The organism is Anaeromicropila populeti (genome assembly GCF_900112775.1).
GTDB lineage: Bacteria > Bacillota > Clostridia > Lachnospirales > Lachnospiraceae > Anaeromicropila_A > Anaeromicropila_A populeti.
Genome location: NZ_FOYZ01000013.1, coordinates 78,771 through 99,765 on the forward strand (window position 1 = coordinate 78,771; position 20,995 = coordinate 99,765).

General features: G+C 36.0%; 17 protein-coding genes. 13 read left to right on the forward strand and 4 right to left on the reverse strand.

Features of this window, described 5'->3' with window-relative positions:
• Positions 1–151: 151 nt before the first annotated feature.
• Positions 152–1,921: an arginine--tRNA ligase gene (argS, locus tag BM305_RS15060; RefSeq protein ID WP_092562572.1), complete on the forward strand. Its 1,770-nt coding sequence runs from the start codon at positions 152–154 to the stop codon at positions 1,919–1,921.
• Positions 1,922–2,040: 119 nt separating this feature from the next.
• Here the strand turns inward: argS and BM305_RS15075 are convergent, their stop codons facing one another.
• Entirely contained in the window at positions 2,041–4,854 is a 2,814-nt protein-coding gene (locus tag BM305_RS15075) for a glycoside hydrolase family 9 protein (protein WP_177214753.1), read from the reverse strand.
• Between the two features lie 244 nt (positions 4,855–5,098).
• On the opposite strand from BM305_RS15075, the gene BM305_RS15080 reads away from it, so the two are divergent.
• Genes BM305_RS15080 through BM305_RS15100 form a run of 5 tightly spaced genes read left to right on the forward strand, consistent with a single transcriptional unit; the run spans position 5,099 to position 12,901 of the window.
• Positions 5,099–7,015 (forward strand): [Fe-Fe] hydrogenase large subunit C-terminal domain-containing protein, encoded by a 1,917-nt coding sequence (locus tag BM305_RS15080; RefSeq protein ID WP_092562575.1) that lies wholly within the window; start codon positions 5,099–5,101, stop codon positions 7,013–7,015.
• 23 nt (positions 7,016–7,038) lie between these two features.
• The gene (locus BM305_RS15085; RefSeq protein ID WP_092562578.1) at positions 7,039–8,364 is read left to right on the forward strand and encodes an ATP-binding protein; all 1,326 of its coding nucleotides are present in this window, start codon (positions 7,039–7,041) and stop codon (positions 8,362–8,364) included.
• Positions 8,351–9,289 (forward strand): AAA family ATPase, encoded by a 939-nt coding sequence (locus tag BM305_RS15090; protein ID WP_092562581.1) that lies wholly within the window; start codon positions 8,351–8,353, stop codon positions 9,287–9,289. Before BM305_RS15085 ends, BM305_RS15090 begins: the two co-directional genes overlap by 14 nt.
• Positions 9,290–9,298: 9 nt before the next feature.
• A complete protein-coding gene (locus BM305_RS15095; RefSeq protein WP_092562585.1) occupies positions 9,299–10,489 on the forward strand; it encodes a DUF58 domain-containing protein in 1,191 nt (396 codons plus the stop codon).
• Positions 10,490–12,901: a transglutaminase-like domain-containing protein gene (locus BM305_RS15100; RefSeq protein ID WP_092562588.1), complete on the forward strand. Its 2,412-nt coding sequence runs from the start codon at positions 10,490–10,492 to the stop codon at positions 12,899–12,901.
• Positions 12,902–12,967: 66 nt separating this feature from the next.
• On the opposite strand, the gene BM305_RS15105 is transcribed toward BM305_RS15100, so the two are convergent.
• Both BM305_RS15105 and BM305_RS15110 read right to left on the reverse strand, forming a co-directional pair.
• The gene (locus BM305_RS15105; RefSeq protein ID WP_092562591.1) at positions 12,968–15,109 is read right to left on the reverse strand and encodes an RNA degradosome polyphosphate kinase; all 2,142 of its coding nucleotides are present in this window, start codon (positions 15,107–15,109) and stop codon (positions 12,968–12,970) included.
• Entirely contained in the window at positions 15,106–16,647 is a 1,542-nt protein-coding gene (locus tag BM305_RS15110) for a Ppx/GppA phosphatase family protein (RefSeq protein ID WP_092562594.1), read from the reverse strand. Before BM305_RS15110 ends, BM305_RS15105 begins: the two co-directional genes overlap by 4 nt.
• Positions 16,648–16,771: 124 nt before the next feature.
• On the opposite strand from BM305_RS15110, the gene queA reads away from it, so the two are divergent.
• From queA to BM305_RS15140, 7 genes are all read left to right on the forward strand, one after another.
• Positions 16,772–17,797: a tRNA preQ1(34) S-adenosylmethionine ribosyltransferase-isomerase QueA gene (gene queA, locus BM305_RS15115; protein WP_092562597.1), complete on the forward strand. Its 1,026-nt coding sequence runs from the start codon at positions 16,772–16,774 to the stop codon at positions 17,795–17,797.
• A 325-nt stretch (positions 17,798–18,122) separates the two neighbouring features.
• Positions 18,123–18,254: an AAA family ATPase gene (locus BM305_RS19355; RefSeq protein WP_207649500.1), complete on the forward strand. Its 132-nt coding sequence runs from the start codon at positions 18,123–18,125 to the stop codon at positions 18,252–18,254.
• A 5-nt stretch (positions 18,255–18,259) separates the two neighbouring features.
• Positions 18,260–18,535 (forward strand): DUF3696 domain-containing protein, encoded by a 276-nt coding sequence (locus BM305_RS19360; RefSeq protein WP_143099193.1) that lies wholly within the window; start codon positions 18,260–18,262, stop codon positions 18,533–18,535.
• Complete coding sequence (locus tag BM305_RS15125) at positions 18,516–18,920, forward strand: hypothetical protein (protein WP_092562600.1); 405 nt, start codon at positions 18,516–18,518, stop codon at positions 18,918–18,920. Before BM305_RS19360 ends, BM305_RS15125 begins: the two co-directional genes overlap by 20 nt.
• A gap of 136 nt (positions 18,921–19,056) precedes the next feature.
• The gene (locus BM305_RS19365) at positions 19,057–19,233 is read left to right on the forward strand and encodes a hypothetical protein (protein ID WP_207649501.1); all 177 of its coding nucleotides are present in this window, start codon (positions 19,057–19,059) and stop codon (positions 19,231–19,233) included.
• Between the two features lie 487 nt (positions 19,234–19,720).
• Positions 19,721–19,888 carry a hypothetical protein gene (locus BM305_RS19370; protein ID WP_207649482.1) on the forward strand — a complete coding sequence of 56 codons (168 nt, stop codon included), beginning with the start codon at positions 19,721–19,723 and terminating at the stop codon, positions 19,886–19,888.
• A gap of 146 nt (positions 19,889–20,034) precedes the next feature.
• The gene (locus BM305_RS15140; protein WP_092562609.1) at positions 20,035–20,718 is read left to right on the forward strand and encodes a hypothetical protein; all 684 of its coding nucleotides are present in this window, start codon (positions 20,035–20,037) and stop codon (positions 20,716–20,718) included.
• Here BM305_RS15140 and BM305_RS15145 read toward each other — a convergent pair.
• Positions 20,698–20,995 (reverse strand): IS3 family transposase (locus BM305_RS15145; RefSeq protein WP_143099195.1); only part of this gene is annotated, 298 nt, incomplete at its 5' end. The two genes, BM305_RS15140 and BM305_RS15145, sit on opposite strands and share 21 nt — an antisense overlap.

A 20,995-nucleotide genomic window follows, 5' to 3' on the forward strand; every position in this document is an offset into this window, starting at 1 on the left:
ACAACAAAAACACAGAAAAATATAGTGTTTTTTAAAAAAAATAATTTTTAAAATACGGTCTATGACTTTTCAATGAAAATGTGGTATAGTATTAAAATAAGCCGTATTGCATTATTTTATAGGTTAATTTTTTTGGAAAGGCTATGATGAAATGAAAAAAATTATTGAATTGTTAAATTTGGAAGTTATGGAGGCTTTTGAAAAAGCAGGCTATGAAAAAGAATATGGAGCTGTGACATTGTCAAACAGGTCTGATTTATGCCAATATCAATGTAATGGTGCATTGGCTGCTGCAAAAAAATACAAAAAAGCTCCAATTATGATTGCCAATGAGGTTCTTTCTATTTTAGAAAAGAGCAGTACATTTAAAGAAATCAAGGCTATTATGCCTGGATTCATTAATATTATATTGCAGGATAGTTTTCTGGCTGATTACTTAAATGGCATGAAGAATGCAGAGCAGTTTGGAGTTGAAAAAACAAAGCAGCCATTAAAAATAGTGATAGATTATGGTGGACCTAATGTAGCAAAGCCATTGCATGTGGGACACTTGCGCTCCGCTATTATTGGAGAAAGTATAAAGAGAATTGCAAAATTTGCAGGACATGAAGTGATTGGAGATGTGCATTTAGGAGACTGGGGGCTGCAAATGGGGTTGATTATTACAGAATTGAAAAAGAGAACCCCGGATTTAGTGTATTTTGATGATACCTTTACAGGAGAATATCCAGAAGAGCCGCCGTTTACTATATCTGAGCTGGAGGAAATCTATCCGTTTGCCAATGCATATTCTAAAGAGCATCCTGAGTATAGAGAAGAGGCCATGAATGCAACCTTTTTATTACAAAGTGGGAAACCTGGATATATGGCATTATGGAATCACATTTTAAATGTCTCTATTTCAGATTTAAAGAAAAATTATGAGAAGCTGAACGTAGAATTTGATTTATGGAAAAAGGAAAGTGACGCACAGCCTTATATTCCGGATATGGTTCAATATTTAAAGGATCATAATTATGCAAGAATCAGTGAGGGTGCGTTAGTAGTAGATGTTAAGGAAGAAACAGATACAAAGGAGATTCCGCCATGTATGATTTTGAAATCAGATGGAGCCACCCTTTATAACACGACAGATTTGGCTACTATTGTAGAACGAAAAAAACTTTTTGCACCTGATGCTATTCTGTATGTGGTAGATAAAAGGCAGGAACTATATTTTGAACAGATATTCCGTTGTGCAAAGAAAACAAAGTTAATTGATGAAACGGTTAATCTGACATTTTTGGGATTTGGAACAATGAATGGCAAGGATGGAAAGCCATTTAAAACCAGAGATGGCGGCGTAATGCGTCTTGAAAAATTAATTCAGGAAATTACAGATGCTGTATATGAGAAAGTAATGAGCAATCGTGAAATGGATCAGCAGGAAGCAAGGGAGATTGCTGGAAAAGTTGGCTTGGCGGCTATAAAATATGGAGATTTGTCCAATCAGGCTTCTAAAGATTATATATTTGATTTAGAACGATTTACTTCTTTTGAAGGAAATACAGGACCATACATTCTGTATACAATCGTCCGCATTAAATCTATTTTAAACAAATATCAGACAGAGGTAGGGAAAATAAATCAAGATACCCAGATTCTTGGAGCAGATAGTGACAGTGAACGGGAACTTATGCTTGCGTTAGTAAAATTTAATGAAATGATAGAAAATGCATATAGTGAAAATGCACCTCACAAGGTGTGCCAATATATTTATGATTTATCAAATGCATTCAGCAGGTTTTACCACGACACAAAGATTATTACAGAGAATAATAAAGTAAAACAGAATTCATGGATTTCCTTAATTTGCTTAACAGAAGATATTTTAAATACTTGTATTGATTTACTGGGCTTAGAAGCGCCAGAGCGTATGTAGGGCAGTAATTAAGTTGAAGTTTAGGTGATAGGAAATTGCTTCGCATTTCCTATCACCTATCACATAAAAAAGGGGCTGTCGCACAAAGTAATTAGTGCGCAGCTCCTTTTTTTAAAATATTATGAAACAATCTGTCCGTTGTATAAAACAACTAACTCGCCTGGAGTAAAACCGCTGATGCCTGACCAATCTGTATTTGCAAAGCGTGTCTGTAATTGTACAGAACCTGTATTTGGTGACAACAGGTATTGCTGATTACATGTAATTTCAACGTAATATTTTCCGTTTGATTTTAAAATTGTTCCAGTTACTTTTCCATTTAAACTAGTATACCATGGTGAAACAGTAAGCTGGGCTGCTGCATTGTCACACCAAAATGTCATGTCTTTTAAATCCGACTTTGTAAAATAATATCGAATCGTTAATTTAGAAAGATCAATTGCAGAAGTACCGTTTGCTGTAATTTGATAAGACTGGTTAATTGAATTTGTTCCATTTGTAACAACAGAAACCTTAACCCCTGTGGCAGATGAGGTTGGAGTAGGAGTTACAACTGGAGTAGGAGTTACAACTGGAGTAGGAGTCACAACTGGAGTAGGAGTTACAACTGGAGTAGGAGTTACAACTGGAGTAGGAGTCACAACTGGAGTAGGAGTCACAACTGGAGTAGGAGTCACAACTGGAGTAGGAGTCACAACTGGAGTAGGAGTTACAACTGGAGTAGGAGTTACAACTGGAGTAGAAGCAGCTACCCTGTCCATTTGTGAAAGGGCATAAACCAGTGGAGAATTCCAGTAAATATCAACTTCGTTTGTTGAATAAGACTCTGCATGATCCAAATAGCATTTTGCTGGTGCAGCCTCGGACAAGTATGCTTTTGCATAGCTGTCTTCGAGCATTTTGTTTGGACCACCTACTAACATACCAGGAATCGCTTGTTTTGCAACCATGGAAGGTCTGTGATGTGGTTTTTGTGGGGAAACCGTTCCGTACCCAGTTATGTAAGAAATTGCCATTGGATTTTTACCAAAGCAATAATTAATATGTTCAATAGCAGCTTTTTTGAACTGCTCATTAGATGAAATTCGATAAGCATCCATTAATAAATTAGCATTATTTAATGTTGTCATGTTACTTCCCCAATAATAGTTGGTACCATTGGATACTCCATATGGATCATTTTGGGATAAACTCAGAAATGTCTGGGCCTGAGTTAAAATGGATGATTTAATTTTGCTTAAAGTATTGGAATCAGTGGAAGAAGCTTTTAAATAAAGTGCATTTCCGTAAGAACCAACATTGCCCCAGTCATATCCCATTTCAACACTCTGATTTACATAGCTTTTAAATTGATCATGGTACTGGCTTTCACCAGTTGCTTTATAAAGTGCAGCGGAAGCCCAATATCTTTCGTCACGATCACTAGTATCACCATATTCGCCAGTTACAATTCCAGATGGATTTGTAAATACACTGCTTGGAGCAGCAGATAAGTAAGTCCATGCTTTCTTTGCAGCAGATAAACAGGTATTAGCGAAAGAAGAGTCAATGGATTTAAATGTATCATATCCCATTGCCATAATAGCAGCAAAATCACCAGTTGCCTGTGTAGAAATAGGAGATACAATCAATTCAGCAGTTTCCTGATCTGCTGTAACATAACCAGGGAAGTTTGCACAGGTTACTTTATGATATACGCCCCCATTGTTTCCGTTCTGCATTTTTAACATCCACGTTAACTGACCTTTTACTTCGTCCAGCAAATCAGCTTGTCCATTTCCACTTTCCGGAATGTTAGTATTGTCTCCGAAAATGGCAGAATTTGCATCATAGGCAAGTAGTAAATCAGCGACAGCTTTGGAAGTTGCTACGATATAGCGGCCATAATCCCCAGCATCATGCCATCCACCAGATACATCAATATAATCATTAGTGCCATAGATTTTAGCTTTTGCAGTATGACATATTCCATGTGACCAAACAGAACCTAAAGAACTAGGAATTTCTTCGCCGCATCTTTGTAGATAGAAGAATCTCATTGCATCAGTGAACACATCTGAATAGATATCATTTGCGATTTCAAACGAATAAGAGTTTTCTAAACCATCCATGATAATCTGGTAGGTACCTTCGGCTGTGACACTGGAAAAATCTCCAGTATAATCTGTTTCACCTGCGGCACTATTATACTTTCCGCTGGAAACAGTTCCTTGGTAGACTACTTGATTTGTAGCAACATTTACAACCTTAAATGTGGTTCCAACATTACTTCCACGGAATACGGCAATTTTCTGGTCAGTTGTCTTGTAACCAAGTTGGTTAACAATAATATTGCAGCTTTCTTCTGTTTTTTCATTGTATACAATATTGCTTCCGTCTAAAAGAAGTAATTCAACATTATCGATGGTTACAGTGTGGGTTGGTAAAGATGCTTCAGCATTTCCAAGGTTAAAGCATAATCTTGGAGCTAAATCATTAGCTTCTTTCATTGTAAATTGAACAGATATAGTCTGGGTAGCAGGACTTGTAGAAATTCTATCCTCTGTATAAGCACGATAGTCATCAGCATTCAGCTGAATTCTGTAGTCAATTTCTCTGTTGATAGAGGATGAAACGTCAAACTTCAACAAATATACCCCGTTCTTGTACATTTGAAAGTCTTCATGATATGCCTGGATACTCCAATTCTCCGTACCGCTGTCTGTGATTTCTGCGGTAAGCATACCATTGGTTGATGAAATATCAGCTTCGCCTCCTTCAGCTGTAAAACTTCCCCAGTCTGTCATGCCAGAACTAAAGTTTCCATTGCTGATTAAATTTGTTTGTGTTGGTTGTGCAGCTGCCGCCTCAACAGTAGGTGGGGAAAATGACTTTGCAGTCAGACCAACTGTAAGGACAACAGCTAAACATAAAGCAAGATTCTTTTTTCTCATTATGTAGCCTCCTTAAATAAATTTTCTTCGCAATTTAAGTATATTCTTTAGAAAGGAAGATAACAATTGTCAATAAAGCTCTTTTTGTGTAGAGTATATTATTCAAAACTATTCCGTAAATCAGATGTTGGTTATATTCGACAGAAAGTCCCCCTTTCAAGTTATTTGTACTTGGCAGTTAGTTCTTGTATTTGTATTTCATTTGTTATAAAATGAATATAACATAGTATGAGGGGGCTTTATATTGCTAAACAAAGGGCTGGTTTTTACGAATGATAACTGTACTGGCTGTAATCGCTGTATTATTGTGTGTCCTATACTAGGAGCCAATTATGCAAGAGAGGAAAATAGCCTAAGCAGAATTTATGTGGACGGAGAAAAATGCATACACTGTGGAAGTTGTTTACGATCTTGCAATCATAAGGCTAGAGAATATAAGGACGATACCGAGGAGTTTTTTTCTGATTTAGAACGAGGGGAACAAATTTCACTAATTGTTGCTCCCGCATTTACTGCTAATTATTCGAAACAATATGGAGCAGTACTGGGATACTTAAAACAAAAGGGTGTAAAACATTTTTATAGTGTGAGTACTGGGGCTGATATCACAACATGGGCTTACCTGCAATATATATTGAAACATCAACTGTCTGGAGGAATATCTCAGCCTTGTCCAGCCATAGTTGATTTTATTGAAAAATACGAGCCATCGCTGCTTTCTAAGTTAATACCAGTACATAGTCCTATGATGTGCACAGCAGTTTACCTGAAAAAATATTTGAAAAATACAGATAAGCTGGCATTTCTCAGCCCTTGTATTGCAAAAAAAGTAGAGATAGATGATGCAAATACAAAAGGATATGTGAAATACAATGTTACTTTTTCAAAACTGATGGGAAAAATAGGTGATGTCAGTATGGATAAGCAGGCAGCAGAGGAATTGGAATATGGATTAGGTTCACTGTATCCTATGCCAGGAGGCCTTAAGGAAAATGTTGAATTTTTTCTTGGTAAAGATCAGTTTATCAGGCAGATAGAAGGAGAAGAGCAGGTTTATGACTATTTAAAAAAGTATGCAAAACGAATTAAAGGGAAAAAAGAAGCTCCTTTTCTTATTGATGCATTAAATTGTTCAAAGGGTTGTTTGTATGGAACTGGCACTGAGGCAGATAAGAATGATGAAGAAGAAATTTTAATGGAACTGCAAAAGGAAAGAGGAAAGTCCCAGAGAAAGGATAAGAAGAATCCATTTGACCCATCTGTTCCAGAGAGTACACGGTTAATCCGCTTAAATGAACATTTTAAAGCTTTGGATATCAATGATTTTATAAGAGAATATAACCACAATGCTAAAGTGGCAGAACGGGAAATGACAGAATCTGATTATCAAAAGATATTGAAAGAAATGAAGAAGGATACTTTAGAAAAACAAAAGTTTAATTGCAGTGCCTGCGGATATTCGACCTGTAAACAGATGGCAAAAGCAATTTATAATGGATATAATAAAAAGGAAAATTGTGTACATTATATTAAAGATGAACTAGAGCTTGAAAAAGCATGTATTCATAAAATGACTAATGAACTGAAGGCAGCAAAGGTTGCAAAAGAGGCAGAATATAAAAATATTTTTATGATTTTTGATAAACTACATACCTCCATTGAGGAACTGGGAGAGCAAAATGAGCATACAGCAGTGGATACCCTTGATATGTCAGAGGCATTAGAGCAGTTAAGAAGGTATGCGGAATTATTAAAAGATTCTCTGGAGGAAATTGAGAAATTCATTTTGGATTATGAGAATACTAACCGCATTGTGGTAAATATTTCATCAAAAACCAATATGTTAGCATTGAATGCTTCAATTGAAGCAGCCAGGGCAGGAGACGCAGGGAGAGGTTTTAGTGTAATTGCCAATCAGGTCAGGCTGCTTGCAGAGAAGACAAAGGAGGCAGTAGATGAAAGCAGGAAAAATAGTGATGCACTATTACCAGCAATACACGAGCTTAAGGAAAAAAGTAAGATTTTTGTGGATACTATTTTTGAGGTTAATGAGAAAACGAAAACAATCGCAGCTACAGCTCAAGAGGTAGCTGTCCAGTCAGAAGTAATTGGCTCAGTGTCAGGTGAGATTGCAGAGAAAATGGAAAAAATATTGGAGTAATTACAAATAGAGGATGAGAAAAAATGCATAAAGAAATTTCAAAACTAGTTATTTATCGAAATATGGAAAATGGCAGTATATTATATGAAATGGCAGAAGTTTACAGAAAAGTAGAAGCTGGTGGATTTCAAAAGGAGGAAGTCATTTCAAATATCTATCAGCAGATAAATGAGTTGCTTACGATTGCCACAAAATATGGATTTGATAAGAATCTCTGGAGAAATTATCTGTCATTTTTATTGGCAACCCATGAGAATCCCTTTAGTATTGTTTCAGAAAAAGCGGGTGCAAGGGAGGGTTCTGTAAAGAAGTTTGCTCTACAGGATTTTCAAATATTTCATACCTTATTTCATTATGATTTTAGTGGATTAGAAAAAAAGCTGAATTTGAATTGTTTTGAAATAATTAATGAGTATCATGCAATTGAAAAGAAGGAAAGATGCTATAATAAAAATGTAAGTGACAGAGTTCAGGAATTAACCCATGGATTAGAAAATGCAGGTGGAGCAGAAGACTTTTACCAGGTAGTAACGGATTTTTATAAAAAATACGGAGTGGGTAAATTTGGTTTGAATAAAGCATTCCGTATCGAACAGACAGAAGGAAAAGTTCTGCTTTCACCTATTACGAATACCGATCAAGTCGTACTTAAGGATTTAATTGGATATGAGATTCAGAAAAAGAAATTAATTGAAAATACGGAAGCATTTGTTGCAGGTGAAAAGGCAAATAATGTGTTGCTGTTTGGTGATAGCGGAACAGGAAAGTCAACTTGCATTAAGGCTGTTTTAAATGAATACTATGGCAAGGGACTTCGGATGATTGAAGTGTACAAGCACCAGTTTCAGGAACTGACGGCTGTTATCCAGCAAATAAAGGATAGAAACTATAGATTTGTCATCTATATGGATGATTTGTCTTTTGAAGAATTTGAAATAGAATATAAATACTTGAAGGCAGTAATCGAAGGCGGTCTTGAGACAAAACCAGATAATGTTCTAATTTATGCAACATCCAATAGAAGACATTTAATACGGGAAACATGGGGAGATAGAAATGATGGAACAAATGGAGAGCTACATCGATCAGAAACTATGCAGGAAAAATTGTCGTTGGTAAACAGATTCGGTGTCAGCATTAATTTTTCAAAACCAACTCAAAAGGAATTCTTTGAAATTGTCATTGCTTTAGCCAGAAGAAATAATAACATTCACCTTTCAGAGGAAGAACTGTGTAAAGAAGCAAATAAGTGGGAATTGAGTCATGGTGGTATATCAGGTAGAACGGCACAGCAGTTTATTAATTATCTTGCAGGAAAAAAAGCGGGGGATGTATATGGAAAGGAATAAGGAGAAGATTACTAGTATATTAAATGCTTTGAACCAGGTAATTGTTGGAAAAGAAGAGGTTTTGGAACTTTCCCTTGCAGCATTTTTAGCTGGGGGGCATATTTTGCTGGAAGACATACCGGGTGTAGGAAAAACCACACTTGCCAAGTCGATTTCTTCAGCAATTGGATGCAGTTTTGGAAGAATACAATTTACACCAGATACACTTCCAGGGGATGTGATGGGGTACTCTGTTTTTAATCCTCAAAAAGGGTGTTTTGAGTTTAATCATGGTGTGATAATGAATCAGGTCATTTTGGCAGATGAAATTAATCGTACTTCGCCAAAAACCCAGTCCAGTTTATTGGAGGCAATGGAAGAAGGGCAGGTTACAGTTGATGGAAAAACGTATCAGCTGCCAGAACCTTTTTTGGTTATTGCTACTCAGAATCCATCAGATTTTTTAGGTACTTACCATCTTCCAGAAGCACAGCTGGATCGGTTTATAATGAAATTATCTTTGGGATATCCAAAGAGGGAGCAGGAGCAATCCATGATAGATAAATTTTTGCATGAAAAGAGCTGGAAGACAATAGAGAAGTGTGCTTCTGCGGAAGATATGAAAGCTATCAGAAATGCTGTACATGAAGTAACCATTCATAAGGATTTAATTCAATATTTATTAGATATTGTAGAGGCAACAAGAAATCATAATTATATTACTCTGGGAATCAGTCCAAGAGGAACGTTAGCAGCCATTCGTGCAAGTCAGGCAATGGCTTTTGTTCGTGGCAGAAATTTTGTTATACCAGATGATATTGTACATATTTTAGTACCTGTATTTGCCCACCGGCTTATGCTCTCAACGGAAGCAAAGATTAAAAAGCAGACAGGTGAAAAAGTAATTTTGGCAATCAAAAATCAAATGAAAGTACCAATTATTTAGGGGAATGCTATGTGGCAGACAAGATTATTTGTATTAGTATGTATTATAGGAACAGGAATATTTGCCAGCTTTTATGGTGGTATAATTCCCTATAGCCTTTTCTATCTGGCATTAATGCTGCCAGTAGTCTCTGTGATTTATACCGCTTACGTATTTTTACGATTTAAGCTGTATCAAGATATAGGGAAGAAAACACTGGTAAAGGAAGAAACTACAGAGTATACCTTTCAGATTGAGAATGAGGATTTTGTAACCTATGAGAGTGTGAGAGTAAATTTTTTTGATGACTATTCAACCATATTGGAAGAAAACAGAAAGAAGGAATACTGCTTGCTTCCTGGCCAAAGCTACTCCATGGCAACTTCAATTTGCTGTCATTATAGAGGGGAGTATTTTGTTGGAATAAAATCGGTAGTAATCACAGACTATTTGTATTTATTTTCTATTACGTATCCTGTTTTTTCAAAATATTCTGTTACGGTACTTCCGAAAATTCTAAAGTTGGAGAAGATGGCTTTCTTAAAACTGGATGAGGATGCAAAGAAAAATGCAGCGGTATTAGAAAAGGAACAAGAAGAACCAGATGTAGATGTGAGAAAATATTTACCTGGCGATGATAAACGACTGATTCACTGGAAAGCAAGTGCAAAAAGTAATCAGCTACTGGTTAGAAAAATTCAAGGGATTCCAAAGCCGGCGATAGGTATTTTGCTTGATTTATCTAAAACAGCCGATGGAGAGAATCAGATAATGGCAGAGGATATTTTACTGGAGGCTGCTTTATCTATAATGATTTATTGTGTGGAGAGAAGTAACCCATGTACAGTGGTTTATGAACAGGGTGGGATTCAAAATAATTCCATTTCCAATATAGCTGAATTTGATTCTTTCTATAAACAAACAAAGGAACTTCGATTTCACTCGGCATTAAAGATGGATGCCTTACTGGAAACAGTAATTTTGCAAGGTATTAAAGCTAGTCAGCTGGTAATTTTGACCCATTGCATTTCCAGAGGGCTGTTTGAAAAAGCAGAAGCTGCTCTTGGACAGGGAATGCAGGTTAGTGTGATTTTTGTATGGGATGGAAAGGAAGACAGCCGGGAGTACCTGCAATATATGAGAGAGCAGGGAATTTTTGTTACAGTAGCAAAATATCAGGACGACTTAAAGAAAGTATTGGAGGAAGGATTAGAAAACTAAATGGATCGGATAGAGTTTTTAAAAAAAAATATTTGGTGTGAACTTTTCTATAAATTGAATCTAATTTTCTTTTCTTGTGCCGTTGGTTTTCAATGTATGAAATGGCTGCAATTTAAACAAATGCTGCCTGCTATTATTAGTTGTAGTATCGTTCTGGCAGGACTAATTTGGATTATAGAAAAGAATAAATTAAATGGAATTTCTATTGGAGTAATGATTTCACTGCTGGTTATTGGAAGTATTGCATTTTGGATTTCAAAGGTAAGTATACCAGAACTGGTTCATCGTGTGACAATATGGCTTGATGGGTATCAGATGGAAAAAGAAGATTATAAAGCGTTATATGCAGTAATTCTTTTGCTTCCTATACAGATAGGTGTAACGGCATTCTTGTATGTAGTAACAAAATATAAGGCAGGAAAGGCAGTATATTGTATTGGTGCAATGGTATTTTTGGTTATTTTAGGTATAAAAGAGATTTCAGTAGAATATTTTTTTGTAATCCTGTTGCTTTATTATACCATATGTCTTTTGGTGGAATTAGTTCATGGTTTTAGTCAACGGACAAATCAGCAGGAACAAAAGCAGGTTACTCCTTATTTATTTCCTTTCTTTTTCTGCATGACTGTTCTTATTTTTATGATGCCGGTAAAGGACAGACCGATTAGCTGGAAGTGGATTATTACAGGGTATGAGAATATGAAGGAGAATGTGACCAGTGTATATGAAAATATATCAATGGCGTTTTCAAAGGGAACCGATTCATTCTCATTATCGGGTATTGGATATGGGGAAGAAAAAGAAACGGTATTAGGTGGAAGTATCAACGAAAATGATCGGATTATGCTGACAGCGAAAATCGTAGGAAATTCTAAAGGCATGACTTATCTGAGAGGAAGTGTATACGATACTTATACAGGAAACGGCTGGAAAAAGGATACTGTGTGGAATGTGGATGGAGAAAAGGAATACCAACTTGCATTCAAAGAACTACTTTTTTCGTTTTGCCAGGGGAGTATGGTTCCTGGTGAAGATGAAATATTGGTGAATCACCTAAAAGGTCATATCCGATATAACCGTATTAAGACAAAAACACTTTTCTATCCCCAGTACACATATAGGTTTTTTCTAAGAAACTCAGATAACAAAGTTGATGACAGCAACAGTAATATTTTGTTTTCTAAACAGAAGAAAAAGGGGCTAGAATATTCTTTCGATTATTTTGAGGTAAATGAAAAAAGTGAGGTAGTCAAAAACTATTTAAGAGGTTTGGATTCTTTTACTTATTATTCAATTGCAGATGTGAATTTGAATAGGTCAGAAAAGGTGGAAGAATTGAAGAAGGAACTGCTTAAAAGTAACGCTGGAACCATAGAAGAGGTTTTATCAGAAGAATTTAGAAATAAATTAGCATCTCGTGAAAACCAGATAAAAAAAGTCTATACGCAGCTGCCAGAGGAGCTGCCAGAAAGAGTGAGAGAAAAGGCAGATGAGCTGACGATTGGGTGTGAGAACAATTTTGACAGACTTGAGGCGATCCAAAAGTACTTAAAGGCATTTCCTTATACAAAACAGGTGAAAGAAGGTTCTGAGGACAGTGACTTTGTTGATTCCTTCTTATTTGAGCAACAGGAAGGTTATTGTACTTATTTTGCCAGTGCAATGACCGTTTTAGGACGATGCATAGGTATTCCTACACGGTATGTTGAGGGGATTGTGGCTGATTATGAAGAAAATATGGAGGGAGAATGGTATCAGATTAGCAGTAAAAGTGCTCATGCGTGGTGTGAAGCATATTTTTGTGGTTACGGCTGGGTTAGATTTGATGCAACTCCAGGAACTTATTCTATGAATAATACAACTTCTTGGATTACTAAAAAATACTATGTGGAACAAGAACCTGAGATTCCCGAATTCATGAAGCCAGAGGCGACAGAAGTGCTGGACATTAATTTAGTAAAGCAGGAGAATCAGGTTGAGAAGAAGTGGAATAAAGCATATGCTCAATTTATAATAGTTTCAGTTTTTATGATTATTCTATTATTTTCTATTATGTTTCTTTGTGTAATTTGGTATAGAAAGAGGCGGTTTAAAAATGCTGACCCTTCCAGACAGATTGAATTGCTTTTTGGAGAAATGTTATTCTATTTACGAAAATTTGGGTATGACTTGGAACTGGGAGAAACGATTTTACAGTTTAGAAGTCGTATTGGGCAGAACAAAGAACTTTCAAAATTAGAGACACAAGCAGTCTGGGATATTTTTATAAAAGTTCGATATTCGAATCATTGTGCTAGTAATGAGGAGGCTTTACGGGTAAATCAGGATATTATTAAAATTAGTGAGTTATACAAAAAAAAGAAAGGCGCAATACGGTATTTGTTATGTAAAATACGAGGTTTATCCACATAGCGGGTGCTATAGAGCAAAATGCAAATGGGTATGCAAGCATACCCATTTGCCGTTTCACGAATCTATCTATTCATTCCATTTCATAAGAGGTTCAAATGTCCTGGAATTGTCTTGCTTTTGTTTCTTCTCATTTTTTGCTTCCTTTATTGCTTTTTTACAAAAGTACTCCTGGGAGTTAATTACTTTTTTCCCACGCTTATCTACTTTTTCATAAGAACCATCAGATTTCAAAATATGAGCCTTGACAGTATCAGAAAGCTGGGTTTCTAATATTTGAATCACTTCTTGCTTCAGACGATCGTCCTCAACTGGAAACATGATTTCGACACGTTTGTCTAAATTTCTTGGCATCCAGTCAGCACTGCCCATGTATATTTCCACAAACCCATCGTTATAAAAATAAAAAATTCTAGAATGCTCAAGGAAGTTGCCAACGATAGAACGGACTTTAATATTATCACTGACACCAGGAATGCCCGACTTTAAGCTGCAAATTCCACGAACAATTAAATCAATTTTGACACCAGCACAAGAAGCTTCGTACAAAGCAGCGATTATGCTGGCATCACAAAGAGAATTCATTTTGGCTATTATGTGAGCTGGTTTTCCCGATTGAGCATGTTCCGTTTCTCGTCTGATTAAATATAAAAATTTGTCTCTCAGCCATAATGGAGCCACAGCAAGCTTATTCCATACAAGAGGTTCAGAGTAGCCTGACAGCATATTAAATACGGCTGTCGCATCCTCGCCAATTGGTTTGGAACAAGTCAGTAATCCCATATCGGTATAGAGCTTTGCAGTAGAATCATTGTAGTTTCCCGTTCCAAGGTGCACATACCGGCGGATACCATCATCCTCCTTACGAACAACCAGTGTAATCTTACTGTGGGTTTTTAATCCTACTAATCCATAAATCACATGGCATCCTGCCTTCTCCAGCTTTCTGGCCCAGAGAATATTATTTTCTTCATCAAATCGGGCTTTCAATTCTACAAGAACGGTAACTTGCTTTCCATTTTCAGCAGCCTGAGCCAGAGAAGAAATAATAGGAGAGTTGCTGCTGACGCGGTAAAGGGTCTGCTTAATTGCAAGAACGTATGGATCTTTGGCAGCCTGGCGGACAAAATCCACTACGGGATCAAAGGTTTGATAGGGGTGATGAAGCAGAATATCTCCACAACGAATCTGGGAAAACAAGCTGGTATCGCTGCTTAGTCCCTTTACAGGCTGTGGAACATATCTAGGATATTTTAAATGATCAAATCCATTTAATCCGTAAATTTTCATTAAAAAAGTCAAATCCAACGGACCATTTATTTTATAAATGTCAGAATCCTTTACACTGAGTTCTTGCTTTAAAATCTTGAGTAAACGTTTATCTATATTTTCTTCAACTTCAAGGCGGATGACTTCTCCCCATTGACGTTTTTTCAGCTGCTTTTCAATTTCCATTAGCAAATCAGCTGCTTCATCTTCATCAATGGTCAAGTCGGCATTTCTCATAATACGATAAGGAAAAGCACAGATTACTTCGTAATTAAAAAATAATTTTCCAATATTTTTTTCGATTACCTGTTCTAATAATATAAAATCTTTTTCGTCATCCTTTCCAGATGGTATTTCTATCACTCTAGGTAAAACGTCTGGAACCTGAACCGTTGCAAAATCATAGTCAACATCCGTTTTTTTGTCATGTATCAAAGCACCAATGTTAAGTGTTTTATTTCGAATCAATGGGAATGGTCTTGATGAATCTACTGCCATAGGGGTTAAAACTGGATAAATGTCAGTTTTAAAATAATTGTCAATATATTTGCTTTGGGCACTTGATAATTTTTCATATTCTGTAATTATTTTTATTTTATTTTGTTTAAGCTGAGGTAAAAAGGTACGATTGTATGTAGCATACTGTGTCTGTACCATTTCATGGGTTTTTAGGCTGATCGCTTCTAATTGATCGTTGGGTGACATTCCCGAAAGATCCTGCTTGGTATAATCGGCATGAACCAAATCACGTAAAGAAGCAACTCGGATCATAAAAAACTCATCTAAATTGGAAGCTGTTATGCTCAAAAATTTCACCCGCTCCAGAAGAGGTAAAGATTTATCCTTAGCCTCTAACAATACTCTTTGATTAAATTCCAGCCAGCTTAATTCCCGATTAGTGAAATAATCAGGTTTCATATATTGATTGGTTGTTGAACTCATAACGACTTACTCCTTTTCTGTTTGATTAATGGTTTGATACCATATACTTCCTCAAAAAAAGTTGCTTTCTTCTCAAATAGCCCAGATTCCAGTGTAATGTCTTCTAATGTATCCGTAGTGATAGTTAGTACCGTCTGCTTTAAAGATAAGGTAATAGCTGAAAACTTTTGTTTATGGCTTTTATCCATTGCATTGGCAATTTGCAGGATAGCCAGCAGCTTGCTGATTTTTATATAAGTATCTTTATCCAGCCCTGCAATTAGATGGGTGTATCGCGGAAAAGTTTGTGTGTTGTACCGGACGAGATTGGCAACGATTTCACGTTCATGGTGAGATAACCCAATGATTTCGGTAGACATTACAATATTATATGAATTTTCCTGAACAGAATTCATATTGATATATTCTCCGCAGCTATGCAAAATAACAGCAATTTGCAGTAAAAGTCTCTCACGCTTTCCCAGACCATGGAGCTTACGTATGCCATCATAAATGCTTAGTGATAAATATTCTACATTTTCTGTATGTTTGCTATTACAATGGTATCGAGAAGCAATATTCTTTGCAGCAGAAACAATATCGTTGACAAAGTCATGTCCGGAAATGATTTTTTCCTTCTTTTCCGCATAATCAGCAGCAATGCCGTCACATAAGGTAATATCTGAAAAATAAATATTCTGGGCATTGGTTTCTGTAAAAATAGTATTATAAATCATAGCAGTTGGTAAAACAAGGGATGCCTGTTCTTTTGAAATTGATAAATCGGTACTAATGCTTTCTAACGATTTCTTTGAAATTTTTTCAAAAATCCGCTTAAATTCTTTGGCTGGAACAGCCTGCATTTTCAAACGTTCTTCTGCGTAAAACATAAATTCATTCAGCTGCTCGCCTACTGCAATAATATGTTCAATTTTATAATATTTAAATAGCAAATCACTAAAAGTTTTTAAATCATTATTGATGTATTCTGAAATAAGATTATGATAATCATCTGTTTTATTTTCTAAGTCACTTAACATTTCCCGGATTCTCAATGAACCTAATTTGATATTTTGTGTACAGATTAAGGAACCCTTATCAAATAACGTAATCTGCATACTTCCTGAGCTGACATCTACAATGGCTGTACCCTTTTCAATAATTTTTTGAAAGCTGGATTCTTTTAATGCAATTGCCTTGCAGCATAAAAAACGTTGTTCGGAATTACTAATAATTTTTACTTTTATCTGAGACCGCAGTTTTATCTGATCCAAAATTAGTACACTGTTGGAAGCTTCACGAATTGCGCTGGTAGCATAGGCTATATAATCCTGCACATTATATTCCTTCATTTTCTCAGTAAAGCCTTTCAAAACATCACATAATTCATTTACCAGCGAACTGCTGATTTTGCCATATTTGTATGTCTCAGAACCCAATTCTATCGTATGCCTGACATGATCAACTTCATTAATTCCATATTTTTTGGAAATATCAAAAATTTTTAAAGAGATTTCATTGGACCCCACATCTATTGCAGCAAATGTTGTAATAGGCATTCGATCCCCTCCTTTCATCTTATTTCTATTTTACTATTTTTTATAAAAAAAGACTAGGGTTTTTGTAAAAAGTATGTATAATAAATATATACTATTTATGAACATGACCAAGAAAGAGGATTATATGAAAACAAAGGATTTTTATTTCGATTTACCAGAAGAACTTATTGCTCAGGATCCCCTTGCCGATCGTTCTGGCTCAAGACTGCTTATTTTGAATAAGGATACTGGGAAGGTAGAGCATAAAATATTTAAAAATGTGAAAGAGTATCTGAGAGCGGGTGATTGTCTTGTATTGAATAATACGAAGGTAATACCTGCTCGTCTAATTGGAGAGAGAGAAGGAACAGGAGCTAAGGTTGAACTTCTGCTTTTAAAGAGAATGGAAAATGATGTGTGGGAAACACTGGTAAAGCCAGGGAAAAAAGCACGCACAGGTTCCCGCATTGTATTTGGCAATGGTCTGCTGGTTGGAGAGATTATGGATATTGTTGAGGAAGGAAATCGGTATGTGAAGTTTTATTATGATGGAATTTTTGAAGAAATTTTGGATCAGCTGGGTCAGATGCCACTTCCACCTTATATTACCCATCAATTACAGGATAAGAACCGTTATCAGACGGTTTATGCAAAATATGAAGGCTCAGCAGCAGCACCAACGGCGGGTCTTCATTTTACAAAGGAATTGCTAGAAGAAATTGAAAAAATGGGTGTTGTCATTGCTCATGTAACATTACATGTAGGACTGGGGACATTCCGCCCTGTAAAAGTGGAAGATGTTACAAATCATCATATGCATTCTGAATACTTTCAGGTATTTCCAGACGAAGCAGAAAAGATTAATGCTGCCAAGAGGGCAGGAAACCGTGTGATTTGTGTTGGTACAACCAGTTGCAGAACTGTGGAATCGGCAGCGGATGAAAATGGTTTTGTGAAACCAGGAAGCGGAGATACGGATATCTTTATTTACCCTGGATATCAGTTTAAGGTATTGGACTGCCTAATTACCAACTTTCATCTTCCAGAATCAACGCTTCTTATGCTTGTTTCTGCATTGGCAGGGAAGGAACAAGTTATGGCAGCATATGAAGAGGCTGTGAAGGAGAGATATCGTTTTTTTAGTTTTGGAGATGCCATGTTGATACTTTAGTTAAACTGTCAGGGGGACGACTTGTCTCCCTGACAGCGATTATAATAATCCAATGCATCCTGAAATGCCGATTCAGGTGTTGCTGACCATCCACTTCCTTCGTTGCACCAGTTGTCGTGATAGCCAAGAATGCACCAAAAATAAGGTTCGTGGGGATTATCATGGTGAGCGGGGGTCAGATTTATTTTAATGACATATTCCTTGTCCATTTACAAAAACTATCCTTATTAAAAATATGTTTTGAAAATTATGAGAGTGCTAACTTAATGGGGATTCATATCAGGCAAACAGGGGGGACGTAATTTACGAGTATACAGCAAATAATGTGGGGTTTGGTATATCATATGTACTTCCAGTTATTGTATCATTATTAAAAGCAAAAAGGGATGATTTAATTATTTTAGAAAATCCAGAGGCACATCTGCATCCAAAAGGACAAAGCAAAATGGGGAATTGACTGCAATGGCGGCAAGTGGAGGTGTGCAAGTAATTGTAGAGTCTCATAGTGATCATCTGTTAAATGGAATACGTTTAAGTGCAAAGAGAGAAATGATAAAACCTGAGATGATTAATTTGTATTATTTCAGCAAAAATTCGAGAATGGAACCTCTAGTCGAGTCACTTAAAATTCAGATTGATGGACGATTGAATTTTTGGCCTGATGGTTTTTTTATGAGTGGGACAGGGCAATTGATGAAATGTTTTAAGGAGGAAGAATATGCAGATGATTTTGAATGAACTTTCTTCCAGTTTTCCTGTATATACGGTAAATGAGGGAAAGATAGTAATGAAAAATTTTTTATCAACATATAGAGAAATGAAGAAAAAAATTGGTAATGAACAAGCTGTTTTGGATAAAGATTACAATGTGTTTGAATTAGCTTTTGGATATAACATAGCTAGATGGAGAGAAGATAGTACGGTTGATATGGATGAAAAAAGGCAGTTTCGTTCTTTATTGAATAAGTCATGTGTTTATAGTAAAGATGATTTTACAGAAACTCAATTTGATATTACAGGATCTGAATTTTATTATAATGACAAAAATGCGATTGGATGTCTTCTTGCCTATGAAACAGGAGACATAGTAATTAGTTTTCTTACCAATGCAGATTGGTGTTAAGACACTATGCTTGGTATCCCAAAAAGGTGCTACAAGTGGCTTAAAATGGGGATTCTTTGATTACATATTGCTAAAAAGTACATTCAAAATCTGTGTTTTAAAGGGCTGTTTCTTGCCCTTTGTCCTTCACGGTTCTGTGGGGGGTAAATTCCAATATAACTATTTTGCAAAAGGTTATACCTTTTTGCGTAACTATGGTACGCCCCTGCAAAGACTAAGGGCAGAGCAGATGCTTAGCATTGTCATGGAAGGAAAGCTGGAGAACTATGTGTCAGAACTTGCACAGCTGATTGTTACAGAGGTCACGGTCTAGGGGCAAAGAAGTACAGATTCGAATTCATGGATGGTAGCAATGTGACGGTAACTTTATAAGCAATAACCCGGGCGGTCATTTCGGTGACCGTCTTTTTCTCGTTATGGAGGAAAATATATTATGGGTAAATTGTACTATTCTGTATTTTTATAGTAAAATTATTTATTGTCATTTTTTTGCTCTTATGATATAATTCTATGTCAAGGATGTAAATGTTAATAAAATGGGAAGGGGTGTGCAATTTTGTACTCTTTCTTCTTATTTAAAGTTTTAACCTACATAAGATAAAAACAGATATTAAATTGCCTGTCGGGACAGAAGATGCAAAATGGTATATTGGGGGTTCGTTGAGAGCCAGCAATATCAGAATGTGTGTAAGAAAACAAGAAAGGGAATATGGTATCTATTTAAATGTAATATCATATAGGAAACGTAATGAGTATGAAAGTAACCCGTACATCTAGTACAACAACTTCTTCTGCAAAAAGTGGAAGCAAGACAAGCAATAGTACTTCAAGCAGTTCAAATAAGAGCAGCAGTAAAACAAGCAGTAGCAAAAGTTCGAGTTCAAGTAAGTGCAGTAGTAAAACAAGTAGTAGTAAAAGTTCGACTGCCACTAAGAGCAGTAGTAAAACGAGCAGTAGTAAAAGTTTGACTTCAACTAAGAGTAGCAGTAAAACAAGTAGTAGCAAAAGTCCAACTTCAACTAAAAGCAACAGCAATACTACAACTTCATCAAAGAGCACGATAAAAAAAAGCAGTAGCAAGCCTATCAGTGCAACAAAAACAAGTAGCAACAAAATGCTAGGCTTATCTGCTGTGAGCAGTGCATCCAAAATGGAAGGTAAGATAGCCAGTAATTCTAATAGTACGAATTCAACTGTACATAGTAATATAAATAGGGTAATCAGTGGAGTCAAATACATAACGGATGCCCCCATAATCTATACGAAACAAGCATTAAAGTCAACGGTCGTCAGCAGTGCAACTGCATTAGCAAAGAATCCATCTAAAGATTATGTTCCAGGGATGCCACCTAGTGTCTATGAAAAATATAAGAAATCCTTAGAGCCAAAGTTCAATGGAAAGACTCCTGCTATTAATAAGATGCTGGATAATCTAGATAAAGATACGTCTTTGAAATTGTCAGATGATAAAAAGGCGGCAATATTAGTTGCAGGCGAGAAACTTTTAAACGAGGGATATGAGGCTGAATTTGTGGCAGGCGTGCTTGGCAATATCATGAATGAGGGCGAGGCGGGAAAATTTGAAAGTTCAAATTACTCGTCCGAGCCAAAGAGTAAACCAGATTACTTAATATACATGGATAACCATTTTAATTATGGAGAGAACTTTTCAGGTCAAAACATAAGTGAAGTTGGGATAAAAGAAACAATTAAATTGCAGAAGAAGGTAGAAGCAACAACGTATTATATGGATTGTCAACACTTTTTTATACAATTTTTATTCGGTCATTTTAGATAAACGATATTCTACTGGAGTCATATAATTTAAGGCTCCATGAATACGTTTATTGTTATACCACTTTACATAATCACTTAATTCTCTTTTCAGTTCCTCTAAACTGCTAAAAACTCTTTTAAATGCAAATTCTGTCTTTATAATCTTATACCCTGCTTCTGCAACTGCATTATCATATGGACACCCTTTTTGGCTTAAGGAACGTTTGATTTTAAAGGCATTTAGAACCTCATCAATTATTTTATTTTTAAACTCGTTTCCTCTGTCTGTATGAAAAACT

What these genes read in the sequence shown, in the direction of transcription:
- BM305_RS15125 (WP_092562600.1), top strand. Translation starts at nt 18,516, where the DNA reads ATGCAGATGATTTTGAATGAACTTTCTTCCAGTTTTCCTGTATATACG.
- BM305_RS15110 (WP_092562594.1), bottom strand. Translation starts at nt 16,647, where the DNA reads ATGCCTATTACAACATTTGCTGCAATAGATGTGGGGTCCAATGAAATC.
- BM305_RS19360 (WP_143099193.1), top strand. Translation starts at nt 18,260, where the DNA reads ATGGCGGCAAGTGGAGGTGTGCAAGTAATTGTAGAGTCTCATAGTGAT.
- argS (WP_092562572.1), top strand. Translation starts at nt 152, where the DNA reads ATGAAAAAAATTATTGAATTGTTAAATTTGGAAGTTATGGAGGCTTTT.
- BM305_RS15090 (WP_092562581.1), top strand. Translation starts at nt 8,351, where the DNA reads ATGGAAAGGAATAAGGAGAAGATTACTAGTATATTAAATGCTTTGAAC.
- BM305_RS15140 (WP_092562609.1), top strand. Translation starts at nt 20,035, where the DNA reads ATGCTAGGCTTATCTGCTGTGAGCAGTGCATCCAAAATGGAAGGTAAG.
- BM305_RS15105 (WP_092562591.1), bottom strand. Translation starts at nt 15,109, where the DNA reads ATGAGTTCAACAACCAATCAATATATGAAACCTGATTATTTCACTAAT.
- queA (WP_092562597.1), top strand. Translation starts at nt 16,772, where the DNA reads ATGAAAACAAAGGATTTTTATTTCGATTTACCAGAAGAACTTATTGCT.
- BM305_RS15100 (WP_092562588.1), top strand. Translation starts at nt 10,490, where the DNA reads ATGGATCGGATAGAGTTTTTAAAAAAAAATATTTGGTGTGAACTTTTC.
- BM305_RS15075 (WP_177214753.1), bottom strand. Translation starts at nt 4,854, where the DNA reads ATGAGAAAAAAGAATCTTGCTTTATGTTTAGCTGTTGTCCTTACAGTT.
- BM305_RS15085 (WP_092562578.1), top strand. Translation starts at nt 7,039, where the DNA reads ATGCATAAAGAAATTTCAAAACTAGTTATTTATCGAAATATGGAAAAT.
- BM305_RS15095 (WP_092562585.1), top strand. Translation starts at nt 9,299, where the DNA reads ATGTGGCAGACAAGATTATTTGTATTAGTATGTATTATAGGAACAGGA.